We start from the raw sequence: 21040 nt of genomic DNA on the forward strand, positions 1-21040 counted from the left end.
CCTCACAATTATACTATGATTATCAATACTTTACAATCTTTTATTTTCATTTTCTTTAAGAATATGCAACTTATTTTTACATTGTTGTATTCTTAAATAAGGTAACGTAAAACTGAATCATCGCTTTGTAGGTATCTATCTGTATACGTTCATTGGTTCCGTGCGGGCGTTTTAAATCTTCCTCATCCAGTTGATAGGGAGTAAACCTGTACACATTTTCGCTTAATTTTCGGTAGTAACGGGCGTCGGTTGCGCCCAAAACCAGGTAAGGCGAGACTAGGACTTCGGGGTAACAGCTTTTGATTGTGCGATGTAAGATCTGAAAAGTTTCGGTCTCGGGCGAAGACACAGGGGAAGGCTCGGTATCAAAAACTTCCAAAGATTTGACTTCAATCTCTTGATTATCAATCACTTTTTTGATGTGATTAATCACACCCTGCACCGAATCTCCGGGTAGAATTCTAAAATTGACGATTGCGGTAGCATCAATTGGCAGTACATTATCTTTTATTCCGGCTTTCAGAATCGTGGGGGCAATAGTCGTTTGCGTACTCGCTGCCCCGGAATTGGTGGCACCAAAGGATTGAATCAGAATTGGTTCCAGCAACCACTGATTGGCAATCGCCATTTTTTGTGCAAAGGGCATTTCCGGGCCCAAATAGCGAAGCATTTCTCCAACCGTTCCTCCCAAAGATGATTTAAAAGGATTTTGTTGTAGTTTATCCAAAGCAGTTGCCAGCAAACCGATACTAGTATTTTTGGGAGGCATTGACGAATGTCCGCCTTCGCCACGTGCCGTAATTTCCACACTTGTATAGCCTTTTTCGGCAATTCCAATCAGGGCAACAGACTGATTCAGACCAGCCACGCCGTCGGTTTTGATGGTTCCACCTTCGTCAATCACCATTTCCAGCTGAACACCTCTTTTTTCAAGCGTTTGGGCAAGAGCTTGTCCCCCTCGTAATCCACTTACTTCTTCATCATGCCCGAAGGAGAAATAGAGGGTGCGTTTGGGTTGATAGTTTTGTTTGAGCAAAAGTTCGGCAGCTTCAAGAAGTCCCATGACTGTACTTTTGTCGTCGAGGGTTCCTCTTCCATAAACAAATCCATCTTCGATTATACCAGCAAAAGGAGCCTTTTTCCACATTCGCTCCGTTCCCTGAATCACCGGAACAACATCATAGTGTCCCATCATCAAAATGGGTTTGAGGCTTGTATCCGAGCCTTTCCATTCAAAAAGCAAAGCGTATTGATTGATTTTTTCTCTCTTCAATCGGGCATGAACCAAAGGGAATGTGGTTTCCAGATACGAAATAAATTTTTCAAACTGCGTCGTATCCGTAAGTTCAGCATCCTGATAGGACACCGTCCGAAACTGAATCGCCTGACTTAGATGTTGGATGACAGAATCGCTCACGGCAACAGCCTCAGCCGGAGGTACATCCTTTACTTGTTTTGAGTCAAATCGGTAGGTATTCCAAAGAAGTATCCCAAGCAGGGAAGTTAGTATAAGACCAAGAATCAGAAAAAATGTACGCATGAAATACAGAGGTTTAGGTTAAGTTGATGGAAGGTTTCTAAGGATGTAAAGATGTAAAACTTGATGTATGAACATCAAATCAAATATACTTAATTTACTCGTTTTTGGGTTTATGTGGTTTTTTTAAAGACTTTTTTGCTTATTACCATTTCAAAATAATTCTACTTAACTGATGATAAAAATAGATCATATTGCCCTGTATACGAATCAGTTAGAGCTGATTCGTGAATTTTATTGTACGTACTTTGATGCTAAATCCAATGAAAAATACGTCAATCCGCGTAAAGGCTTTGAATCGTATTTTTTGACTTTTAGTACGGGAGCACGGCTCGAAATTATGCAGAAGGATGCTGTTTCAATATCGGCTTTGCAGCCTGGCGAAGAGGCAAACGGTTGGACACACCTGGCTTTTTCGGTCGAAACGCCCGCGGTAGTCGATTCCCTTACGGACCGATTGCGGATGGATGGCTACACCGTAGCAGGCGAACCACGCACTACGGGCGATGGCTATTATGAAAGCGTGGTACTGGACCCGGACGGGAATCGGCTGGAAATTGTAGCTGATCCAACCTGACAGGGACAAAAAAATTGGGGATGAATCTCAGATTCATCCCCAATAAACTATTCAATCAAACAAGTTTCAGGAGACCTGTTGCGGTTTCATTTTCTTGACTTTAGGAAGTTGCGCCAATTCTTTTTTCTGATTTTTGAGAAAATCACGGAAACGTCGGATAGTCGCCATCAGGAAACCAATAATCAACACAAAAGTACCTAACCAAAGGATGTTGATCAGCGGCTTTTCGAGTGCTTTCATCACAATAAAGTCACGCTGTTTGGTATTGATTGCAAAGGTAAATTGGCCCGTTTGAGGATCTATTTCCTGGAATTGTGCCCGAAGCCCAAGCTCATTACTAACTTCCGCTTTGCGGCCCACGGTCCGGTCTTTGATTACAAAAGAGGGCGTTAGTACGAACTCCTGCCCATTATCAAGAATCCGAATCAGCGCCTTTACAGCGGCGTCACCTTCGCCAAGCGTAATGCCGTCTACTTTATCGGTACGTACTACGTTATCCAGAATCGCCACGTAATCATTGACAAAAAACGTATCGTTCATTGCCACCGTAAATTCTTCCGTAGCGCTCCATTGACCTTCCTCATTTGGATTGGTTACCATGGATACATAGGTGTACAAATCTTTGTTGTACTTCCGCTGAATATCCGGGGAAGAAATAAGGCCCATGCGGGGATTGATCTGCGCCCGGGGAAAGAGCGTGAATACTTTTCCGGAAGGCTCACGGTATTCGATTTCGTAGTAGAAGTTTTCCGGGTAAATTTCGAGCGTATCACCGGATTTGTAGTACGTTTTATCATTCACTACAATATCTCTCAGCGCTACCGCATGAAAATCATTCTCAATAATTTCTACCCAACTCTTCGGAATGTACTCAGGAATATGCCGGGGTTCTACCCGAATGTCGCGCCACGTAAGCAGGTAGTCGCCCATTTGTAGCGGACGGTTGAGCCACAGCGTGACGTGTTCTTTGTTCTCTTTGTTGTCATTTTGGGTAAATTCTTCTGAACGTGAAATCATTAACCCAGAATTGTTCAGAGAAACAACGTTGGTATAGCCCGAAGAAAAAAGAATACCGATCAACATTAAAGCTACCCCGATGTGCGTAACAGCACCGCCGGAGAGTTTGTAATTGCCTCTGAAAATATTGAGCAAGATCGTTCCGTTTGCTACAATGGCAAACGTAGCGGCGGTGAGTAAAACTATGTAAGAAATAGAACGAACGCCGCCAACAGTTATGAAAATAGCACTCAGCAAAAGTGTAATGAGTAGGGGAGGGTACAGCGTGTGCAGCCGTCCTTCACCCGTACGTTTCCACCAGAAAAACTGCCCGATTCCGGTCAGAATGGTAATAAGTGCAAAAAACCAAAGCTGAAACTTGTTGTAATGTCCAATGGAATCCGTAGGCAACGCGAGATTCAGAACCATACCAAACGACTCAGCCAAAGCATTATACACCGGAATAGAGGTAGTTGCCAGAATCTGAAAGCCGGAAAGGCAAAGCAGGGTGGCGCCAATAAAAATCCAGAATTCCTGGGAATAAGTAGAAACTTCTTCTGCATCCGAAGGAAGATCTTTCCAGCGGTAAATCAGAAGTCCTACCGAGACAACTACGAACGTCATGAGGTAAATCAACAACTGTCCTGACAGCCCCAGATCCGTAAACGAGTGTACGGAGGCATTGCCCAACACGCCGCTTCGGGTCATGAAGGTAGAGTATAAAATCAGGACAAAGGTCGCAATAGAAAGAATAAAGGAAGTTTTGAGCGCCGTAGCGTTTTTGCGTCCAATGATCATGGTATGAATCGCTGCTACGAGAATTAGCCACGGAACAAACGAGGTATTTTCTACGGGATCCCAGTTCCAGTATCCGCCAAAGTTTAGAGTTTCGTAGGCCCAATAGGCGCCCATCAAAATGCCTACTCCCAAAATCAACGCTGACAAAAGTGCCCACGGTAAAGCCGGACGAATCCATTCTTTGGTTTTTTTGAGCCAAAGACCAGCCATTGCGAAAGAAAAAGGAATCAGCGTAGAAGCAAAGCCCAAAAATAACGTAGGAGGGTGAATGACCATCCAGTAGTTTTGAAGCAGGGGGTTAAGCCCGTTTCCATCTTTGGGGATAAAATCCGGATTTGTTTTCCACACCGGCAGTTCAGGCATTGATTCCCGAAGCAAAAGGAACGGGGTAGAACCGATTTTTAAATCTAACCCAGGAATCACCACTCCTAAAACCATAGAAGCAAGAAAGACCTGTACGAGTGCAAAAATCGCCATGACGGGCCCTTCCCATGAGCGGTTTGTAAAAATCAGGATCAAACCCAAAACTACATTCCAGAAAATCCAAAGGAGAAAACTTCCTTCCTGATCTTGCCAAAAACTCGATATTACAAAACCCGTAGGAAGCGACAGCGACGAATTATCCCAGGCGTAGTGGTACTCAAAATAGTGATTGCCGATGATCCAGTATAAACAAAAGACCACCACTCCAACGGAGATAGCGTGCAGAAAAAAGGAAAGGCGGGCAAATTTTTTCCAACTCGTGGCTTCGTCCAGGGGCGTGGAGGATAAGGCCGATTTGAAGTAGGCAAACGTAGCGACCATTGCCGATACAAATGCTACAATAACAAAAAAGTGCCCGGTATTTCCGTATGCGGTATGAATCATAGTTTAGAAGCTTGATATTCAGTGGTTTCTAGTTTTTCATTGTTATATTTGGAAGGACATTTCAGCAGAATTTTTTCTGCTTCAAAATGATCTTTTTCCATTCTGCCAATCACCACCACTTGCTCTGACTTTTCGAAGTCCTGTGGTTTTGGGCTACGATAGACTACTTTTTGTTCGCGGTTATTGTTGTCCAAAAGTGTAAAAACGAAATAATTCGGGTCTAATTCAGGCTTATAGGCCATGTCCAGAATTTGTCCCTGCTGATCTTTTTTCAATTTACCAACCACATGTATGCTCCCGTTGCTGCCATTCATGGCAAGTTCCTCGGCCTGCGAGAAATTAACATAAGTACTTGCGTCACCAGCCGTAGATACGATGATGGCAATGGCAATGGCAATGACGGCAATTCCGAAAATATGTATCTTTTTCATGATAACTAATTGATATTAAGTTCTTTTTCGATTTTTGAAAGTTTACTATCCAAACGGATTAAGTAAGTAATAATTCCTGCAAATATAAGCGCAATTACGCCCACAACTACCCAAATTTTCCCATCGGCCCGCATTTGATCGGCCATAGCTACGTCCGAGTCAACGGGCTGTTGGGCCAGCAGGTTTAGAGAAACCAGGAAAGTGAACAGGACACTGAGCAACAAAAAACGTTTCATATTCTATAAGGTAATCAATTGATCCGTAAAAAATCAGGTAAAAGTGTAAGATTTGGTTAGCTATTTATTCTTTCCAGGGGGCGTTCGGCCAGATTTTCCAGCTGCTTGCGATGCACCGCTTTCAGCCGATACCGAAGTTGAGTGATCCATAACCCTAACAGAATCCAACCGATACTAGCCGGATAAAATACCAAACGCATTTGGTTGTCCAAATCGTACGAACTGAACGCCGGGTTGCCACCGTTGCCAGGATGCAGCGAATCGGTGAGGCGGGGCAGAACAAAAATCAGGGGAACAAAGACAGCAAAAGCAAAAATATTGTAAACCGCTGAAATCCTGCCGCGCCGCTGCTCATCCTCAAAGGAGTTTCGCAGCAGTAAGTACGCAAAATAAATCAGCATTCCGACGGCTGCACTGTTGAGTTTAGGGTCGTTGGGCCACGGCTCACCCCAGGTAAAATTGGCCCAAAGGGATCCTGTAACACAGCCCAATACGCCAAAAAGAATTCCCGTTTTGGCAAATTCAGCACTCCGTTCATCGTCCTGAATGGCGTTTGATCGCAAATATCTTACTGAATAAATAACAGACAGTAACAACATGCTAATCATGGCAAACCACATAGTTACATGAAAATACAGGTTGCGGATACTTTCATTGAGGATAGGCTGCCGGGGGACTGTGCCGAGCAACCCCTGAAAAATAACGTAAAACATTACGATTACTGTCAGGATTTTCCACCAGTTCTTCATACAACTTTATCTGATATTCAGAGGTTTGGAGTTTTTGTATTTATTTAACTGCTTCATTTTTTTGACTATTTAGCTTCTCCACAAATAGGGAAAAAGTAAATAAGACAACATAATCACGATAGTATCAATTGCCAATAGCGTACTGATTTCGTCCATACTTACACTTCGGTCGAGTCCGTCCAGAGCATTTTTTGATAATTTTATAATCATTAAAAGCATGGGCAAAATGATCGGAAAACTCAAAACCGCCATCAGTGTACTACTATTTTCAGCTTTTGAGGCAATGCCCGCTACCATCGTGAGGGTGGAAGCAAAGCCAATTGACCCTAAGACAATACTCAGTAGATACATGCCGAGATCAAGGACCGGGTTCCCCATTACAAACACGTAGAAACCAAAACCAATTCCCGCCAATAAAAGCATCAATAATGAATTATAAATGATTTTTGACAAAATAATGGCTTGCGGATTTGCGAGTGTGTAGTAGTAGAGCAGCCGCCCGAGGCGCTCCTGTGCAAAACTTTTGGCGATGGCATTTACGGCCGTAAACAGCAGGATGATCCAGAAGAGCGTATTCCAAACGATTGGCGTCAAAAGATCGGGTCTTGCGTTAAAACTCAGGTAACACACGGTAATTGTACTGACAATGTATAGCAGCATTCCGCTTAAAGCATACCGTTGTCGCCATTCCAGCGCTATTTCCTTCCAGAGTAAGGTTCGTATTTCGTTCAATTGATGCCGTTCTGATTAGTAGTTGGGCATAAGCCCTGCCGAATTTTTTACACAAAAGGTTCTGATTTTTGTACAAAAGTACGGCATAAAGCCTTATGGTCTGAAAGAGTTGCTCAGCTTTTTATCAGACTTTCATCAGGAATAAAAAAACATGACCCAAATCATTTGATAATATCACGGGTATGCGCTTAATTTGTGTTTAATTATATTAAATCTAAATAAGAAATGGTAACCTCCCGGAACGTAGCTGACTTGAAAAAAGGCGAGATAGGCATCATTAAATCATTTAGTGATCGAGAAATGTCGCTCAAATTGCTTGAAATGGGTTTTTTGCCCGGCTGTGAAGTGCGTTTGGATGCGGTTGCCCCCTTTGGCGATCCTATCTGTGTACGCGTGGGAGGATGTTACTGCCTTTCTCTTCGCCGCAATGAAGCAGCAAGCATCGTGGTGGAGTAAATAAAGTTCTCCTTATTTTTATTTTAACTGGTCGCTCAATCACTTGAAATCCTCCCAAAATAAAATTGCCCTGATCGGCAATCCTAATTCAGGGAAATCTACCCTTTTTAATCAATTGACGGGTCTGCGTCAGAAAACCGGAAATTTTCCGGGTGTGACGGTAGAGAAAAAATTTGGTACTCTACGATATACTTCTCCGGATGGAAAGCAGGCCGATGCCACACTAATTGATTTGCCTGGGATATACAGCATTTATCCAAAATCCCGTGACGAACAGGTTGTCGTGGATATTTTGGCTAATCCCCAACATCCCGATTATCCCGATGCAGTCATCGTGGTGGTTGACGCATCTAATCTTCAACGAAACCTGCTTTTATTTACAGAAATCGCGGATTTGGGCTTGCCTATCGTTCTGGCTTTGAACATGCTGGATGTAGCCGAAAGCATGAATTTGCAGGTGAATGCCGTACAGCTTGCTATGCCCTTTGCCGTGCCCGTGGTGCGTATCAACGCCCGAACTGGCGAAGGAGTGCCAAATCTTAAAGAGGCGATCAATCGGGTATTGGGGCAGGAACAGGTTGCCATGAGTTATTTTTTGGATCCGTTAGAAACACAGGAAGGGCTGGTAGAAGAAGTAAAGAAAACCTATGCGCTTGAAAATAATTATCTGGCGATGCAGTACGTGTGTCAGCACGATGAGTTCACATTCCTGAATCGGCCTGAGCGGCAACAACTCGATGAATTGATTGAGAAATATTCTTTTGATAAAACAGATTTTTTAACCCACGAAACCATCACGCGCTACGAGCGTTTGCGTCCAATTGTCCAAAAAGCCCAAACCGTAAAAGGAGCAATTGATCAGCCAGCCTGGACCCGACGTCTCGACCGTTTTTTGCTACACCCAATCTGGGGCTATGTAGCTTTTTTGTTTGTATTGTTGGTTATTTTTCAAGCCGTTTTTGCCTGGGCACAATATCCCATGGATATGCTCGATATGGCGACGGCGGAGGCAATTGACTGGACAAAAAAAACATTGCCGGAAGGTGTTCTAAATGATCTGCTGACCGATGGTCTCATGGCTGGCATTGGCGGAGTAATCATATTCATTCCTCAAATCGCCTTTTTGTTTGGCTTGGTCGGGCTTCTGGAAGAATCCGGTTATATGGCCCGAGTGATGGTCATCATGGATAAACTGATGCGTAAGTTTGGCCTTAATGGCCGAAGCGTAGTGCCGCTAATTTCGGGGGTAGCCTGCGCAGTTCCGGCCATTATGACGACCCGGAGCATTAACAACCCGTACGAACGATTGCTCACGATTCTGGTTACGCCGCTCATGAGTTGTTCGGCACGACTGCCTATTTACACCATCCTGATTGCTTTGGTAGTTCCTGACGAAACTGTTTTGGGTATATTGAACTTACAAGGGCTGGTTTTGCTGGGGCTTTACCTGCTGGGTCTTGTGGGGGCTTTGGCCTCGGCGTGGCTCTTTTCGCTCTTCATTCCCCGCCGTGAGCCCAGCTATTTTATTTTGGAAATGCCTACCTACAAGCTTCCCCGATGGAGTCATATTGGGTATATTATGTTTGACAGTGTGAAATCGTTTGTACTGGAAGCCGGAAAAATTATCGTCGCCATTTCCATAATTTTGTGGGTGCTGGCTTCATACGGCCCCGGCGACCGAATGGATGTTGCGGCTGAACAAGCTTTACAAACGACAAGCAGCGCATCTGCTTCTATACAGGAAGCAGCCGTGGCCTCAGCCCGGCTGGAAGCTTCGTATGCCGGGCATTTCGGCAGATTTATTGAGCCCGCCATTCGTCCGCTGGGCTATGATTGGAAAATCGGAATTGCATTAATTACCTCCTTCGCAGCACGTGAGGTTTTTGTAGGCACAATGTCCACAATTTATAGCATCGGTGCCGAGGCAAGCGAAGACGCACTAACCATCCGAAAGCGCCTACAGCAAGAAAGGAACCCGCAGACAGGTGGACCTATGTACACCCCGGCAGTTTCCTTTTCTTTATTGATGTTCTATGTTTTTGCCATGATGTGCATGAGCACAATGGCAGTGGTCTATCGTGAAACACATGGCTGGAAATGGCCCATCATTCAGCTGATTTACACGATGTTTCTGGCGTACGGATCGGCATGGGCCACGTATCAACTGCTAAGTTGAGACATCAGTTCTACCACAAAACCCCTTTATCAATCAGCGGGTAAATAAACCGAAGGATAATGTAAGCGAAAATAAGTATGGCCAAACCGCTTAATAGCGTAGTTTGATCAAGGCTAAACCGTTGAGTCTTTTTGCTGGGAGCAAGGCCGCCCCAACTTTTGTGCGTAAGTTCTTTCATACGTGTTGATGTGTTAACATGGTGCTTGACTGTTTTTCATACTCTACAAATTTCGTGCTTAGCTCCCTGAAAAGCATGAGGGAAAGTACCTGTTTACATAAAACAGGTGATTTTACCTACACAAAACATGTACGAATAAAAGAGAAGCCTGGTTGCAGAAAGGTTGGAAGTATTTAAGAAAAAAATGGATTTGTATAAAAATGTGTACTCATTTCTACACCTGGTAAGCTACCATCCTAAATATTCCACAATATCAGAAGCAATCATCGATACCTCACAGCGGGCAGCAGCTGCTCTGTCGCCGGCTAAACCATGCTGATATACTCCAAAGCGGGCGGCGTCCTCGGGTAAAAAACCCTGCGCCAGTAAAGATGTAAGGATTCCGGTCAGTACATCCCCGCTGCCTCCGGTGGCCATGCCTGCATTGCCGGTAGCATTGAAATGAACCATTCCATCGGGAAGAATAACGGCAGAATGCGCGCCTTTAAGACACAGGACTAGCTGATGGGATTGGGCAAAATCCCGGGCAAGAGCTAATCTCTCAAAATCATTTTTGCTGGCCCCCGCCAATCGTTGAAATTCTTTGGGATGCGGGGTTAAAATAGTTTTTTCAGGAAGGTTTTTCAAGAGATCCGGATATTCCGACAAAATATTCAGCGCATCAGCATCCCACACCATCGGGATAGCCGATTGTCTACTCAGCGTTTCGAGCGCACGTACGGTTTGTGGATCTTTTCCCAGACCTGGCCCTACGCCAAGGCTGCTATATGGTTCCAAAGCAGGTAGGGTGGTCATACACTGTTCGTGAAGATCAACCGAGGTCATTGCTTCGGGAAGAGTAATTTGCATAATCTCGTAGCCGCAGCGAGGAGTATGTACGGTCAGGAGCCCAACCCCTGATCGGAGGCAGGCTTTACCGGCAAGAATTGCAGCGCCCATTTTGCCATAACTTCCCGCCAGCATCAGAGCATGACCAAAAGTACCTTTGTGCGAAAATTTTTGCCGATGCCGATTCAGTAATTGAGCTGCCGTTGCGTCAGTAAAGTAGTACTGCGTTGGCTCTTTCTGGATAAATTCAGGCGAAAGCCCAATATCCACGACCTGCCAATCGCCAACAAAAGGCGCATTTTGCGGCATCATGAAGGCTAATTTGGGCATTTGAAAACTAACCGTATGATCTGGACGGACGATAAGATCGGTAGGCTCATTTGGCGCATCGCAATAGAGCCCACTGGCGATGTCTACCGAAATAACCTGTGCCGGGCTGGTATTCAGGGCTTTGATTGCCTCTGCCAGGATTCCTGCCGAAATCGGCCTGGACAAACCCGTACCCAGCAAAGCATCCAAAAGCAAAACCTGAGTGGGGAGTGGGGGTATATCTTCTTTTTGTTTAATTACTTTTACAGAAAGAAATTCTTCCAATAGTGTCCGGTTTTTTTGAAAATCCACAGAGGCTGTTTCGGAGTATTCAACAACAAATACTTCTACGGAATACCCTTTTTGGGAAAGGATTCGGGCTATGGCCAAACCATCCCCGCCGTTATTTCCCTTCCCGCAAAACACAATAAATTTTTGACGATTATCATAGCGTTCGCAGATCCAGCGGATCAACGCGCGCGCAGCTCTCTCCATCAATTGGAAAGAAGAAATACCTTCATTCTGAATGGTGTAGGCGTCTAAGGCGCGGATTTGGGCGGCATTAAGAATTTTCATAGATGTAAAAATAGTGAATCCTTTTTTATACGGGAAAGTACTTTTATCTTTGCACTCGTTTTTTACAAAGCTGTTTTGAATGAAGGGGCGTCACCCCGTCCGCTGAAAATTAGCTATCATCATTTTTATACAATTCATATCGTCATGAGCGAACTTATTAAACTCGTTGAAGCTACGGTCGAGAACCGTAAAGCAGAGTATCCCAACTTTAAGGCGGGCGACACAATTAACATTCACGTAAAGATCAAAGAAGGTGCCAAAGAGCGGATTCAGTTGTTTCAGGGAACTGTGATTCAACGCCGTAACCTAAGCACTACCGGAGAAACTTTTACAGTGCGGAAAATCTCTAACGGAGTTGGTGTAGAGCGTATCTTCCCAATCCTATCTCCTTCCATTGCAAAAATCGAACTTATTCGTCGTGGTAAAGTACGCCGTGCCCGTTTGTTCTACCTGCGTGGTCGTCAGGGTAAGGCTGCACGTATTAAAGAATTGAAAACGACAAAGTAAACATACCTACTGTCCGTACGATTCATTGAATGGCCCTGTTCGGATTTTCCTGACAGGGCTTTTTTATTCCAACCAGCTTTCAAAAAACTTCCGCTCCGATGTCGACTACCATTCAATTTGTAAAATATCAGGGAACCGGCAATGATTTTATACTCCTTGATGACCGAAATGAAACCTTTCCGGTCTCTAAGGAACTAATAGCTCATCTTTGCCACCGACGCTTTGGGATTGGCGCCGACGGTCTCATTTTGCTTAAAAATGCCGAAGGATACGATTTTCGGATGGTTTATTTCAATGCCGACGGAGCCGAGGGGAGTATGTGCGGAAACGGTGGACGATGTACCGTTCGTTTTGCTCATGACCTTGGAATATTTGCCGAAAATACCCGATTTATAGCCGTTGATGGTGCGCATGAGGCAGTTGCAGATTCGGAGGTAATCAAACTCAAAATGAGCCCGGTAAAAGGCTTGCAAAAGCAGGAATCCTATGACTTTCTAAACACAGGTTCTCCTCATTACGTAACTTTCGTTGATGAAGTTGCCAAAACCGAAGTAGTAACCCTTGGACGAACGATCCGATACGGTGATATTTTTGGACCTTTGGGCGGTACGAATGTGAATTTCGTGGAGGTTGTTTCGGATAATCACCTGAAAGTCAGAACTTATGAGCGTGGGGTTGAAGACGAAACCTACTCCTGTGGAACCGGCGTCACGGCTTGTGCGCTATCCTCTCATGCACATTTTGGATGGCAGGGTCCGGTGACAATCGACACACCCGGCGGATCGCTATGTGTTACTTTTCAAGAAATTGCCCCGGAGGTTTACGATTCAATTTACCTGATTGGGCCGGCAAAACGGGTATTTAATGGCGAAGTGCAGGTTTCCTGAACCTTTCAAAATTTTTATTCTGCTTCCAGAATCCCGCCTTTCACGTGTAAAATAGTTTTGTCGCTCCATGACGCCACCCGTGTGTAATCCATAGCGGCTACTTTACTTCTAACGCCATTGGTACAAATCACAACAATGGTTTGGAACGGTTCCAGCTCGTGCCTCCGTTGCCGGATCTGAGAAAGCGGGATATTAATTCCACCTTCATTAAACTCTTCGAATTCCCAGGGTTCACGCACATCCACCAAAACTGTGTGCGGCTGGGTCAGAAGCATCTTTATTTCGGGAAGCAGGATGTCCAGATAAGTATGTTTATTCACGCAGAAGGTAATTTAAAGCTTCAATTTTTTTACTTCCTCACCGAATCTGAGAACTAAGGTATTCTTGTCAAATTTGGTGAATTAAAAACAAAAATAGCGCTTTCTCAGAAAGCGCTATTTTTTTCTACATATGAAACCTTAAACTTCCTTTTTTCTTATTGAACCGTCAAGATTTTAAACTCGGTTCTGCGGTTTAGCTGATGCTCGCTTTCAGTGCAGTTCTCTCCATCAGCGCATTCATTGACAGGTTGACTTTCGCCGTAGCCTTTGGCAACCAAGCGCATCGGACTCACACCGCGCCGCACCAGATAATCATAGGCAGCACGGGCACGACGTTCAGAGAGTTTGTTGTTGTAGTCATCACTTGCCCGGCTATCGGTGTGCGAGCGAAGCTCCACCGCCATTTGTGGGTATTTTTTTAGTAAAGAAACCACCCGATCCAATTCTTTGGCAGCGTCAGGACGGATGAAAAATTTGTCGAGATCGTAATAGATATTATCCAATCTGAAAACGTCTCCCTCGCCATAAATTCCGACATTATTTTCAACAATTTCTCCTTTTTTTCGGGTCCGAATCTGATTTTGATCGCTTGCGTAGCGGTCTTTTTCAGTTTTGATGGTATAATTTGAATTTGGATCCATGTCAAATTCATAGCCACCATCAGGTCCGGTTGTTACAGTTTTTTCCGAATTTTTCTTTTCATTTCTCAACGTAACTTTCACACCATCAGCGGGCTGTTGATCTACTTCCCGACGAATGACTCCTTTTACGATAGAGGTGTTTTCGTTGCGTTCAAGGTAAATAGCCAATCCCATGGTAGGGTTTGATGACTGGGTAAGCGTTGAGAACCTGAGGCTATTGGCTGCGTATCCTTCTTTTATGGCTTTAAATTCATACTCAGCGCCTGCGTCGAGGCACATACGAATGCTGCCATCCATGCCCGTTTGCTGCAATTCCTGATTTACTCCCCCTTTAACCACTCGTACATCAGCAGTTTCAATTGGCTCCTTTGTTTTGGCATCATAAACATAGATATTCAGCTGTTTACAAATGCGGCGGAAGCTGTAAATATTATCGTCAGAAGCCCCTCGCTTACGGTTAGAACTAAAATAACCGGACGTACGGCTTGCATCAGTAATAAACCCAAAATCATCCCGCTCGGAATTGATAGGAGCCCCCAGGTTTTGTACTCCCTGAAGAGCGATGTCGTCCTTCAATTCAGCCATGAAAACATCTAATCCCCCTAATCCTTCATGCCCGTCAGAGGAGAAATATAACAGGTTATTGGAATCTACAAAAGGGAACATTTCATTTCCTTCGGTATTAATTTCGCGACCCATATTGACAGGTGTTCCCCACTGACCATCTTTATAATCAACCACATACAGGTCTGTGCCGCCGTAGCCGCCTGGCATATCAGATACAAAATAAAGCTTGGAATCATCTGCCGAAAGAGCGGGATGACCACATGAATAGTCTTTGGAATTGAAGGGCAACTCTTTGATATTGACCCATTTGCCTTTATCATCCTGTTCAGCATAGAATAATTTCAATTTGCGAACACCTTCATTACTTTTCCCCGATTTGCCTTTGTCATCGTTGTTTCGGGTGAAAATGATGCGTTTTTGGTCCTTGAAAAATGTCATCGGACCTTCGTGATATTTAGTATTTAGTGTACGACTGAAAACCTCCGTTTTTGTAAGCGTTGCAGGTTCAGCAGTTGCAGATTTAGCATCTGTTTTGTCAAGATCACCGCCACCAAGTGTTGCTGTTTCGCTGGTTGGTTCGGGAGTACCTTTGAGCTGTGCCGTATCCGGGTGGAAGTACAGGTCTAAAAACGGTGTCTGATTGTAATTAAATACACGCTTCACAACTCCGGTCTCATCGCGGGCAGATACAAACACGAGCCCACTCTGATAATACATTGGGCTAAAATCAGCCTGACGCGAATTAAGTGGCAGGTAATCGACTTTGTAGGACGAAGAGTCCTGATAAAATCGGTCGACATCCATGTACGAAACCGTAAACTTTCGTCCCCTGAGGTCTTCCGCCTGCATTTCACCGTACTTCGCATACATTTTTTGCGATTCACGATATTTTCTATTGGCGGCAAGAGATTGGGCATAATACAAATATACCTCACTTGGAATATCGGTATACTTATTAATTAGCTCCCCGTACACGCGTTCTGCGTTGCGGGTATCCTGCAAGCGCCGGTAACTGTATCCAAGTTTTACGAGAGCTTCCCGGTTTTCCAAAGGGTCATTCCGCTTGTCGAGTCTGAGAAAGTCTTCATAAGCGCGCACGGCACTAATGTAGCTCATGTTATCAAACTGTTTGTTAGCGGTTCGAAGACGTGCGCTTTGTGCCATTGCTCCTAACGAAAGTAGTAACATGGACACTGCCAAAAGCAAAGTTTGTCGGCAGGTTTTCATAGTATAGTGTAGTTTCAAAAGGAAAACGTTTTTTATCTTTTCTTAAAACAGCAATTAAAATGCCAAAATTTATTTTCAGATAAAAATCCAGAAATCTTTATTTGAAAATACACCATTTCCTGAAATTGAATTTTATTAAATGTCTTACAATCAGGCATTTATAAATTTTATTTCAAGGATTTTTTTTGTATTTTTATTCACTTTAAATCGTTCATCTGACCGAAATCCAAGCACCCAAAGCACATCGCCCCGGTTATTTGTAAGTAGAAAACAATCCCTCTTGGCTAGAAGTGGTACGCGGCTGTCAATCAGTAAGTCGCTCACTTTCTTTCGCTTACCTTTCATGCCTAGCGGACAAAACCAATCGCCCGTTTGCCAGGGCCTGATCGTTAGTGGGAAATCAAGGAGTGAACGATCAAAGTAAGCGATCGACGGATCAGGATCAAAATTGAATGAATCTGAATAGGTATGCTCCTGCATATGAATTGTAAACTTTTCGGGTATCGATAAGGACGTCAATTCGCCTAATTCATAGGCTTCCTCATTGTATTTTCCCTTGCTTAATGTGTTGATAATTAAATATTTACGGTCTTTGATGAGCACATGTTCCGGGCTTAGAAATTTTTTGCCACTTTCTCCTTCGAGCGATGCCACAATTTGCTCAGTTTGGGCGTAATTAAATCCAAACGGTTCCAGTAAATAGTGCAGCTGAAAAATCGGTTCAGAAGCCTTTAAAAGTTCTGGTATAGGAATGTATGTAGTTCTATTTACCTGTTTTACTACATTCTTTTTCCACTCATAAAGTGATTTATCCAACAATCGATGCGCTGCCTGCAATCGCTGAGATGTTCGCTGAAATGTTTCTTCGAGCGACGGATTAATTGATTGTAGAACGGGTAGTACCTGATGCCGAATCAGATTTCGGCGGTAATGATCCGTGGCGTTTGAGCTGTCTTCGCGCCAGGAAATATTTTGCTGCTGAGCATAAGCAAGAATCTCCTGCCTTGAAGCAAAAAGCAATGGACGGATGGTGTGGCCCATGACCGGCGCTATGCCCGTCAAGCCGGCTAAACCTGTTCCTCGTGTGAGATTCAGAAGAACGGTTTCGATGGCATCGTCGGCATGATGAGCAGTAGCGAGATACTGATACTTAATCTGCTGCCGGAGTTCTGAAAACCAGGTGTACCGCAGGTCTCGCGCGGCCATTTGAATGGAAATTCCCTCTTCTTTTGCTTTGAGCTCAGTTTCAAAGTGAGCGACAAAAAGTGTGACACCGTGTTTATGAGCCCACTGCCTGACAAAAATTTCGTCGTCGTCCGATTCTTTTCCTCTAAGACCGTAGTTGCAATGAGCCAAAATGAATGGCAAATTGGCCTCTTTAAACAAAGTTGCCAACACTACCGAATCGACTCCGCCACTGATGGCAAGCAGTGTGGGAGCAGCGTGTAGCTCTAACTTTTGGGAGTTAATAAAAGTTAAAAAATCGTTTAGCATAGGCAGTGGCGTAGCGAACACCTAATTTTGTACGCAACCTGAAAGGGTATGCAAAGGTAGACAGAATCTATTAGTGGCAGAATCGATTAAAATATTTGTCAAATCAGTGCAACCCTTTTAAACTGGAAGTGCTCTTTATTGTCAGAAGTACAAAATGAAAAATACATATTTACTAATTATCGGCTTGTGCCTTAATTCGTTGCTTACTTGGGCGCAATCAGCCAATGAAAAGGTGGAATTACTGCCGGGCGCTGATAGCCTGACTTTGCTGAATGAAAACGGCATGGAAATCCGGCGGGTCATAAATAACGTACGTTTCCGGCATAAAGGCTCGATTTTGTATTGCGACCTTGCGGTCCAAAATGTGGCAAGTAATATGATTGAAGCCTATGGAAATGTGAAAATTGTGCAGGGAGACACTATCACCGTGACGGGCGATACTCTGTTTTACTACGGAAATACCCGACTTGCCATCATGAGTGGACGAAAGGCCGTCCTGACCGATAAAAAACGTACCCTGACTTCTTCCCGATTGGAGTACGACATGGCAAACGGATTGGCCTATTACCGAACTCCCGGCCGTACGGTTGATGCCGAGAGTGTATTGACAAGCAAAGAGGGAATTTATAATACGAGAACAAAAATATTCGATTACTATCAGAATGTTAAATTGGTTAATGAAAAATACACCTTAACAACGGATACACTTGTATATAACTCGTTGACGAAATGGTCCTATTTTAATGGGCCAACAAAAATTGTTAACAAAGACGGAACTTTGCTTGCGAAGCGTGGACAGTATAACACCGAAACCGGAGAGTCGAGTTTTAGTACCCGGACCACTGTTCAAAATGAAGGGTATACATTAACGGGCGATACGCTGTTTTACGATGGTCAAAAAAAGCGAGGTTTTGCACGGGGAAATGTAGAAATTTTTGCAGTAGAAGATCAAACGTTGCTTACAGGTGACGAAGGAGTGTATCGGGGAGAAGAAGGGTTTTCAAAAGTATATGGGCATGCGCTTGTCCGAAGTGTTGTTTCACTTGATACCTTATATATCCGGGCGGACACATTGTATTCAATTGAAAATAAGGTAGATAGTACAAGAAAATTGATTGGAGATAAGAATGTATATATTTTTAAATCCGATTTTCAGGGTAGGTGCGATTCGGTTTACTACAATACGGCGGACTCCACCATACAGTTTTTCAGGGAGCCGATTCTGTGGGGAGAAAGTTATCAAATGGAGGCCGATTCGATTAGCGCTTTTTTGGTAAATAATAAGATAAACAGAATGCTGCTGAAAGGAAATTCTTTTGTGATTTCAGAAGATACACTAATCAAGCAGTACAATCAGGTGAAAGGTCGGACGATTCAGGCGTTTTTGAATGACGCCGGAAAATTGAAACAGGTTTTAGTCGATGGTAATGGGGAAAGCGCCTATTATGCCATGGATGAAGAGGAAAAACTGATTGGTTTGAACCGGGTTGAAAGTGGAAAAATGAACCTGCTTTTTAAAAATAGCAGAGTGTATAGAATCACTTTTTTGGGTAGACCGGATGGACGTTTAATTCCACCACAAACCATTAAGCCTGCCGAAAGGCAATTGGAAGGTTTCAATTGGCGAGGTGCTGATAAGCCAACGTTGGAGCAAACCACCTGGAAAAAAGAAGAAGCCAAAGCAATTGAGAGTCAGAAAGATACTCCAAATGAAAAATCTCAAAGCCCGACAGTTGATGCGAAGCAGGTTTTAGAAAAACCTAAGCCTGGGAAATAAACCTTCTAGCATGATTTTTGTTAAACAAATACTTAAAGACGAATGGGAAAATAATCCGTTTAGTCAATTTTGAAAAAAAATAAAGATTCGTACACAATAAATTTTGAAAGTCTTATTTTTATTGTATATTTTTGTGTTAATCAGTCAGATTTAGACGAAATTCTGCTGAGCAAATCCTAGATTACCGCCATGAAGAGAACTATACTTTTTACATATATTTTATTAACACTGGGCTGGGGAGTTGCCCATGCACAAGCGCCTGCGAATCGCAGCCGATTGAACATGGCCTACCAAAAGCAACCTGCCAGCCTTGATCGTCCGGCATTGGTTCAAAAACCAGCTGTGATCGAATATAAGCCACTTGCCCTGCAAAAACCTTTGGCCCTGACCAATTATTACCGGGCTTTACTTTTTACCAATCCTGCGCAGTTAGCGCCCGCTTCGGCCGATAGTCAGGCATCTGCAAACAGTGCCCTGGTTGAGCGTTCAGAGCGCCGGACTCTTGGTTTTGAAGAAAAAAGCCGGGGAGTTGAAGAGCAATTATACAGCAGCGATCGAATCAACGTCTCGAATATTTACCCAAATCCTGCCAGTGAATATGCTGAAATTGATTATGCCGTTACTGCGCCGCTTCGTGATGCCAAAGTGATCATTTATAACGTCTTAGGTTCACAAGTTGCAGAGTATACGCTCGACAAGTCTGATCGTAAATTGCGGGTCAATACGCGAGAAATGCCAACAGGTGTTTACTTTTATCAACTATCAATCGAAGGTAAAAAAGTAGCCACCAAGAAAATGCTGGTTCGTCATCAGCAATAGCACGTATTCAGATACTTTACAGGCTACACTTTCGTTATGATTCGTGTAGCTTTTTTATTACCTTTGCGGCCCTATGCGACAAAAAACATCTTCCCTATATTTCCTCCTGTTACTTACTGTTTTGCTTGTTTCTTCCTGTGGCAAATTTTCGAAATTGCAAAAATCCGGGACGGACGATGAAAAGTACAAAGCAGCTCTTGACTATTATAAGGCAGCTGATTTTTACCATGCCGGTTTGCTGTTTGAGGAACTCATTCCACTACTGAAAGGCAGTACCGAATCAGAAATGGCTCAGTTTTACTACGCCTACACGCAGTATCATCAGCAACAGTACAACATGAGTCAGTATCTGTTCAAAAAATTCTATGATACGTATGCCCGAAGCGACTATGCGCAGGAAGCTTTTTATATGCATGCATTCTCGCTCTATAAAGATTCTGCTCCACACACGCTCGATCAGACAAGTACATTGACGGCTATCTCGGCTTTACAGGACTTCATCAATACGTACCCTGAAAGCGGTTTTCGTAAAGAGTGTACAGAATATATACTGGAATTGAGAAAGAAGCTGGAATTGAAAGCCTATGAAAAAGCCAAATTGTACTATAAAATCAGTGATTTTAACTTAGCTTCTCTTAAATCAGCCGTTATTTCAATTGATAATTTTAAAAGAGATTTCCCTGATTCTCAGTACAGTGAAGAGCTTTCCTACCTGCGAGTCGATGCGCAGTATACACTTGCCAAGAGTAGTTTTGCCGAAAAGCAAAAGGAACGTTACGAGGCAGCAGTTAAGTACTATCAGGAATTCGTGGATAAATATCCTCAGAGTGGGTATTTGCGGGATGCCGAAAAATTGTACAGCACGAGTCAGCAGGAACTGGAACGTATAGCTGTGCTTGAAAAAGATAGACAAATCAGGTTAGATAAAATACAGAGTAAAGAATCTAAGCCTGCTAAGGTTACTACTTCCGGAATTCAGAATTGAAAATTAAAATATAGCATTCATCAAATTAATACATAATCAGATAGTATGGCAACAAATCCGTCAATCATCACGCGTGACACCGACAAGATAGCCGCCGTTACCGGTAATTTATACGAATCGGTATCCGTAATTTCGAAACGTGCCCGTCAGGTTTCCAGCAAATTGAAAGAAGAATTGAATAATAAACTTGCGGAGTTTGCTTCTGGTGTAGATAACCTGGAAGAAGTATTTGAAAACCGCGAGCAAATAGAAATTTCGAAATTCTATGAGCGTATGCCCAAGGCAGGAAGCATGGCTATTGATGAATTTCTTGAAGGAAAAACATACCGTGCTTATCGCGAGGTTGAAGAAGGTAAATAACTTTTTTGCT

The 21040-nt window shown here is 43.6% G+C and carries 20 protein-coding genes; 9 read left to right on the forward strand and 11 right to left on the reverse strand.

Annotation, left to right across the window (positions count from 1 at the left end; genetic code table 11):
* Window positions 1-76: 76 nt before the first annotated feature.
* On the reverse strand, window positions 77-1540 hold the full coding sequence (locus EZE20_RS04465; RefSeq protein ID WP_132114905.1) for a M20 family peptidase: 1464 nt from the start codon (window positions 1538-1540) through the stop codon (window positions 77-79).
* 172 nt (window positions 1541-1712) lie between these two features.
* On the opposite strand from EZE20_RS04465, the gene EZE20_RS04470 reads away from it, so the two are divergent.
* Entirely contained in the window at window positions 1713-2114 is a 402-nt protein-coding gene (locus EZE20_RS04470) for a VOC family protein (protein ID WP_317129151.1), read from the forward strand.
* A gap of 66 nt (window positions 2115-2180) precedes the next feature.
* Here EZE20_RS04470 and ccsA (EZE20_RS04475) read toward each other — a convergent pair whose 3' ends face one another.
* The 5 genes from ccsA (EZE20_RS04475) to EZE20_RS04495 all read right to left on the reverse strand — a co-directional run bounded on the left by ccsA (EZE20_RS04475) (window position 2181) and on the right by EZE20_RS04495 (window position 6923).
* Window positions 2181-4775 carry a cytochrome c biogenesis protein CcsA gene (gene ccsA / locus EZE20_RS04475; RefSeq protein ID WP_132114907.1) on the reverse strand — a complete coding sequence of 865 codons (2595 nt, stop codon included), beginning with the start codon at window positions 4773-4775 and terminating at the stop codon, window positions 2181-2183.
* Window positions 4772-5206, reverse strand: coding sequence for a cytochrome c maturation protein CcmE domain-containing protein (locus EZE20_RS04480; RefSeq protein WP_132114909.1), 435 nt, complete (start codon window positions 5204-5206; stop codon window positions 4772-4774). The genes ccsA (EZE20_RS04475) and EZE20_RS04480 overlap by 4 nt, the downstream gene beginning before the upstream one ends.
* Window positions 5207-5211: 5 nt before the next feature.
* Window positions 5212-5442, reverse strand: coding sequence for a CcmD family protein (locus EZE20_RS04485; protein ID WP_132114911.1), 231 nt, complete (start codon window positions 5440-5442; stop codon window positions 5212-5214).
* A gap of 56 nt (window positions 5443-5498) precedes the next feature.
* Window positions 5499-6191, reverse strand: coding sequence for a cytochrome c biogenesis protein CcsA (gene ccsA / locus EZE20_RS04490; RefSeq protein ID WP_132114913.1), 693 nt, complete (start codon window positions 6189-6191; stop codon window positions 5499-5501).
* A 69-nt stretch (window positions 6192-6260) separates the two neighbouring features.
* Window positions 6261-6923, reverse strand: a complete 663-nt coding sequence (locus EZE20_RS04495; protein ID WP_132114915.1) for a heme exporter protein CcmB — start codon at window positions 6921-6923, stop codon at window positions 6261-6263.
* Between the two features lie 225 nt (window positions 6924-7148).
* Between EZE20_RS04495 and EZE20_RS04500 the strand changes: the two genes are divergently transcribed.
* Both EZE20_RS04500 and feoB read left to right on the forward strand, forming a co-directional pair.
* Window positions 7149-7379 carry a FeoA family protein gene (locus EZE20_RS04500; protein WP_132114917.1) on the forward strand — a complete coding sequence of 77 codons (231 nt, stop codon included), beginning with the start codon at window positions 7149-7151 and terminating at the stop codon, window positions 7377-7379.
* A gap of 43 nt (window positions 7380-7422) precedes the next feature.
* Window positions 7423-9555: a ferrous iron transport protein B gene (feoB, locus tag EZE20_RS04505; RefSeq protein ID WP_132114919.1), complete on the forward strand. Its 2133-nt coding sequence runs from the start codon at window positions 7423-7425 to the stop codon at window positions 9553-9555.
* Window positions 9556-9565: 10 nt separating this feature from the next.
* Here feoB and EZE20_RS23955 read toward each other — a convergent pair whose 3' ends face one another.
* Both EZE20_RS23955 and EZE20_RS04510 read right to left on the reverse strand, forming a co-directional pair.
* Window positions 9566-9733, reverse strand: coding sequence for a hypothetical protein (locus tag EZE20_RS23955; protein WP_165933403.1), 168 nt, complete (start codon window positions 9731-9733; stop codon window positions 9566-9568).
* Between the two features lie 228 nt (window positions 9734-9961).
* Window positions 9962-11446: an NAD(P)H-hydrate dehydratase gene (locus EZE20_RS04510; RefSeq protein ID WP_132114921.1), complete on the reverse strand. Its 1485-nt coding sequence runs from the start codon at window positions 11444-11446 to the stop codon at window positions 9962-9964.
* A gap of 144 nt (window positions 11447-11590) precedes the next feature.
* Between EZE20_RS04510 and rplS the strand changes: the two genes are divergently transcribed.
* Window positions 11591-11953, forward strand: a complete 363-nt coding sequence (rplS, locus tag EZE20_RS04515) for a 50S ribosomal protein L19 (RefSeq protein ID WP_132114923.1) — start codon at window positions 11591-11593, stop codon at window positions 11951-11953.
* 98 nt (window positions 11954-12051) lie between these two features.
* On the forward strand, window positions 12052-12840 hold the full coding sequence (gene dapF, locus EZE20_RS04520) for a diaminopimelate epimerase (RefSeq protein WP_132114925.1): 789 nt from the start codon (window positions 12052-12054) through the stop codon (window positions 12838-12840).
* 14 nt (window positions 12841-12854) lie between these two features.
* Here dapF and EZE20_RS04525 read toward each other — a convergent pair whose 3' ends face one another.
* From EZE20_RS04525 to tilS, 3 genes are all read right to left on the reverse strand, one after another.
* Complete coding sequence (locus EZE20_RS04525) at window positions 12855-13160, reverse strand: rhodanese-like domain-containing protein (RefSeq protein ID WP_228713530.1); 306 nt, start codon at window positions 13158-13160, stop codon at window positions 12855-12857.
* Window positions 13161-13315: 155 nt separating this feature from the next.
* The gene (locus EZE20_RS04530) at window positions 13316-15595 is read right to left on the reverse strand and encodes an OmpA family protein (RefSeq protein WP_132114927.1); all 2280 of its coding nucleotides are present in this window, start codon (window positions 15593-15595) and stop codon (window positions 13316-13318) included.
* Between the two features lie 150 nt (window positions 15596-15745).
* A complete protein-coding gene (gene tilS / locus EZE20_RS04535; RefSeq protein WP_132114929.1) occupies window positions 15746-17089 on the reverse strand; it encodes a tRNA lysidine(34) synthetase TilS in 1344 nt (447 codons plus the stop codon).
* A gap of 154 nt (window positions 17090-17243) precedes the next feature.
* Here tilS and EZE20_RS04540 point away from each other — a divergent pair, with 154 nt between their 5' ends.
* The 4 genes from EZE20_RS04540 (at window position 17244) to EZE20_RS04555 (ending at window position 21030) form a co-directional block, all read left to right on the forward strand.
* Window positions 17244-18866: an OstA-like protein gene (locus tag EZE20_RS04540; protein ID WP_132114931.1), complete on the forward strand. Its 1623-nt coding sequence runs from the start codon at window positions 17244-17246 to the stop codon at window positions 18864-18866.
* Between the two features lie 189 nt (window positions 18867-19055).
* The gene (locus tag EZE20_RS04545) at window positions 19056-19685 is read left to right on the forward strand and encodes a T9SS type A sorting domain-containing protein (RefSeq protein WP_132114933.1); all 630 of its coding nucleotides are present in this window, start codon (window positions 19056-19058) and stop codon (window positions 19683-19685) included.
* Window positions 19686-19758: 73 nt separating this feature from the next.
* Window positions 19759-20670, forward strand: a complete 912-nt coding sequence (locus EZE20_RS04550) for an outer membrane protein assembly factor BamD (protein WP_132114935.1) — start codon at window positions 19759-19761, stop codon at window positions 20668-20670.
* A 45-nt stretch (window positions 20671-20715) separates the two neighbouring features.
* Window positions 20716-21030: a DNA-directed RNA polymerase subunit omega gene (locus tag EZE20_RS04555; RefSeq protein ID WP_132114937.1), complete on the forward strand. Its 315-nt coding sequence runs from the start codon at window positions 20716-20718 to the stop codon at window positions 21028-21030.
* Window positions 21031-21040 lie beyond the last annotated feature (10 nt).

Source organism: Arundinibacter roseus, from assembly GCF_004348825.1.
Taxonomy (GTDB): domain Bacteria; phylum Bacteroidota; class Bacteroidia; order Cytophagales; family Spirosomataceae; genus Arundinibacter; species Arundinibacter roseus.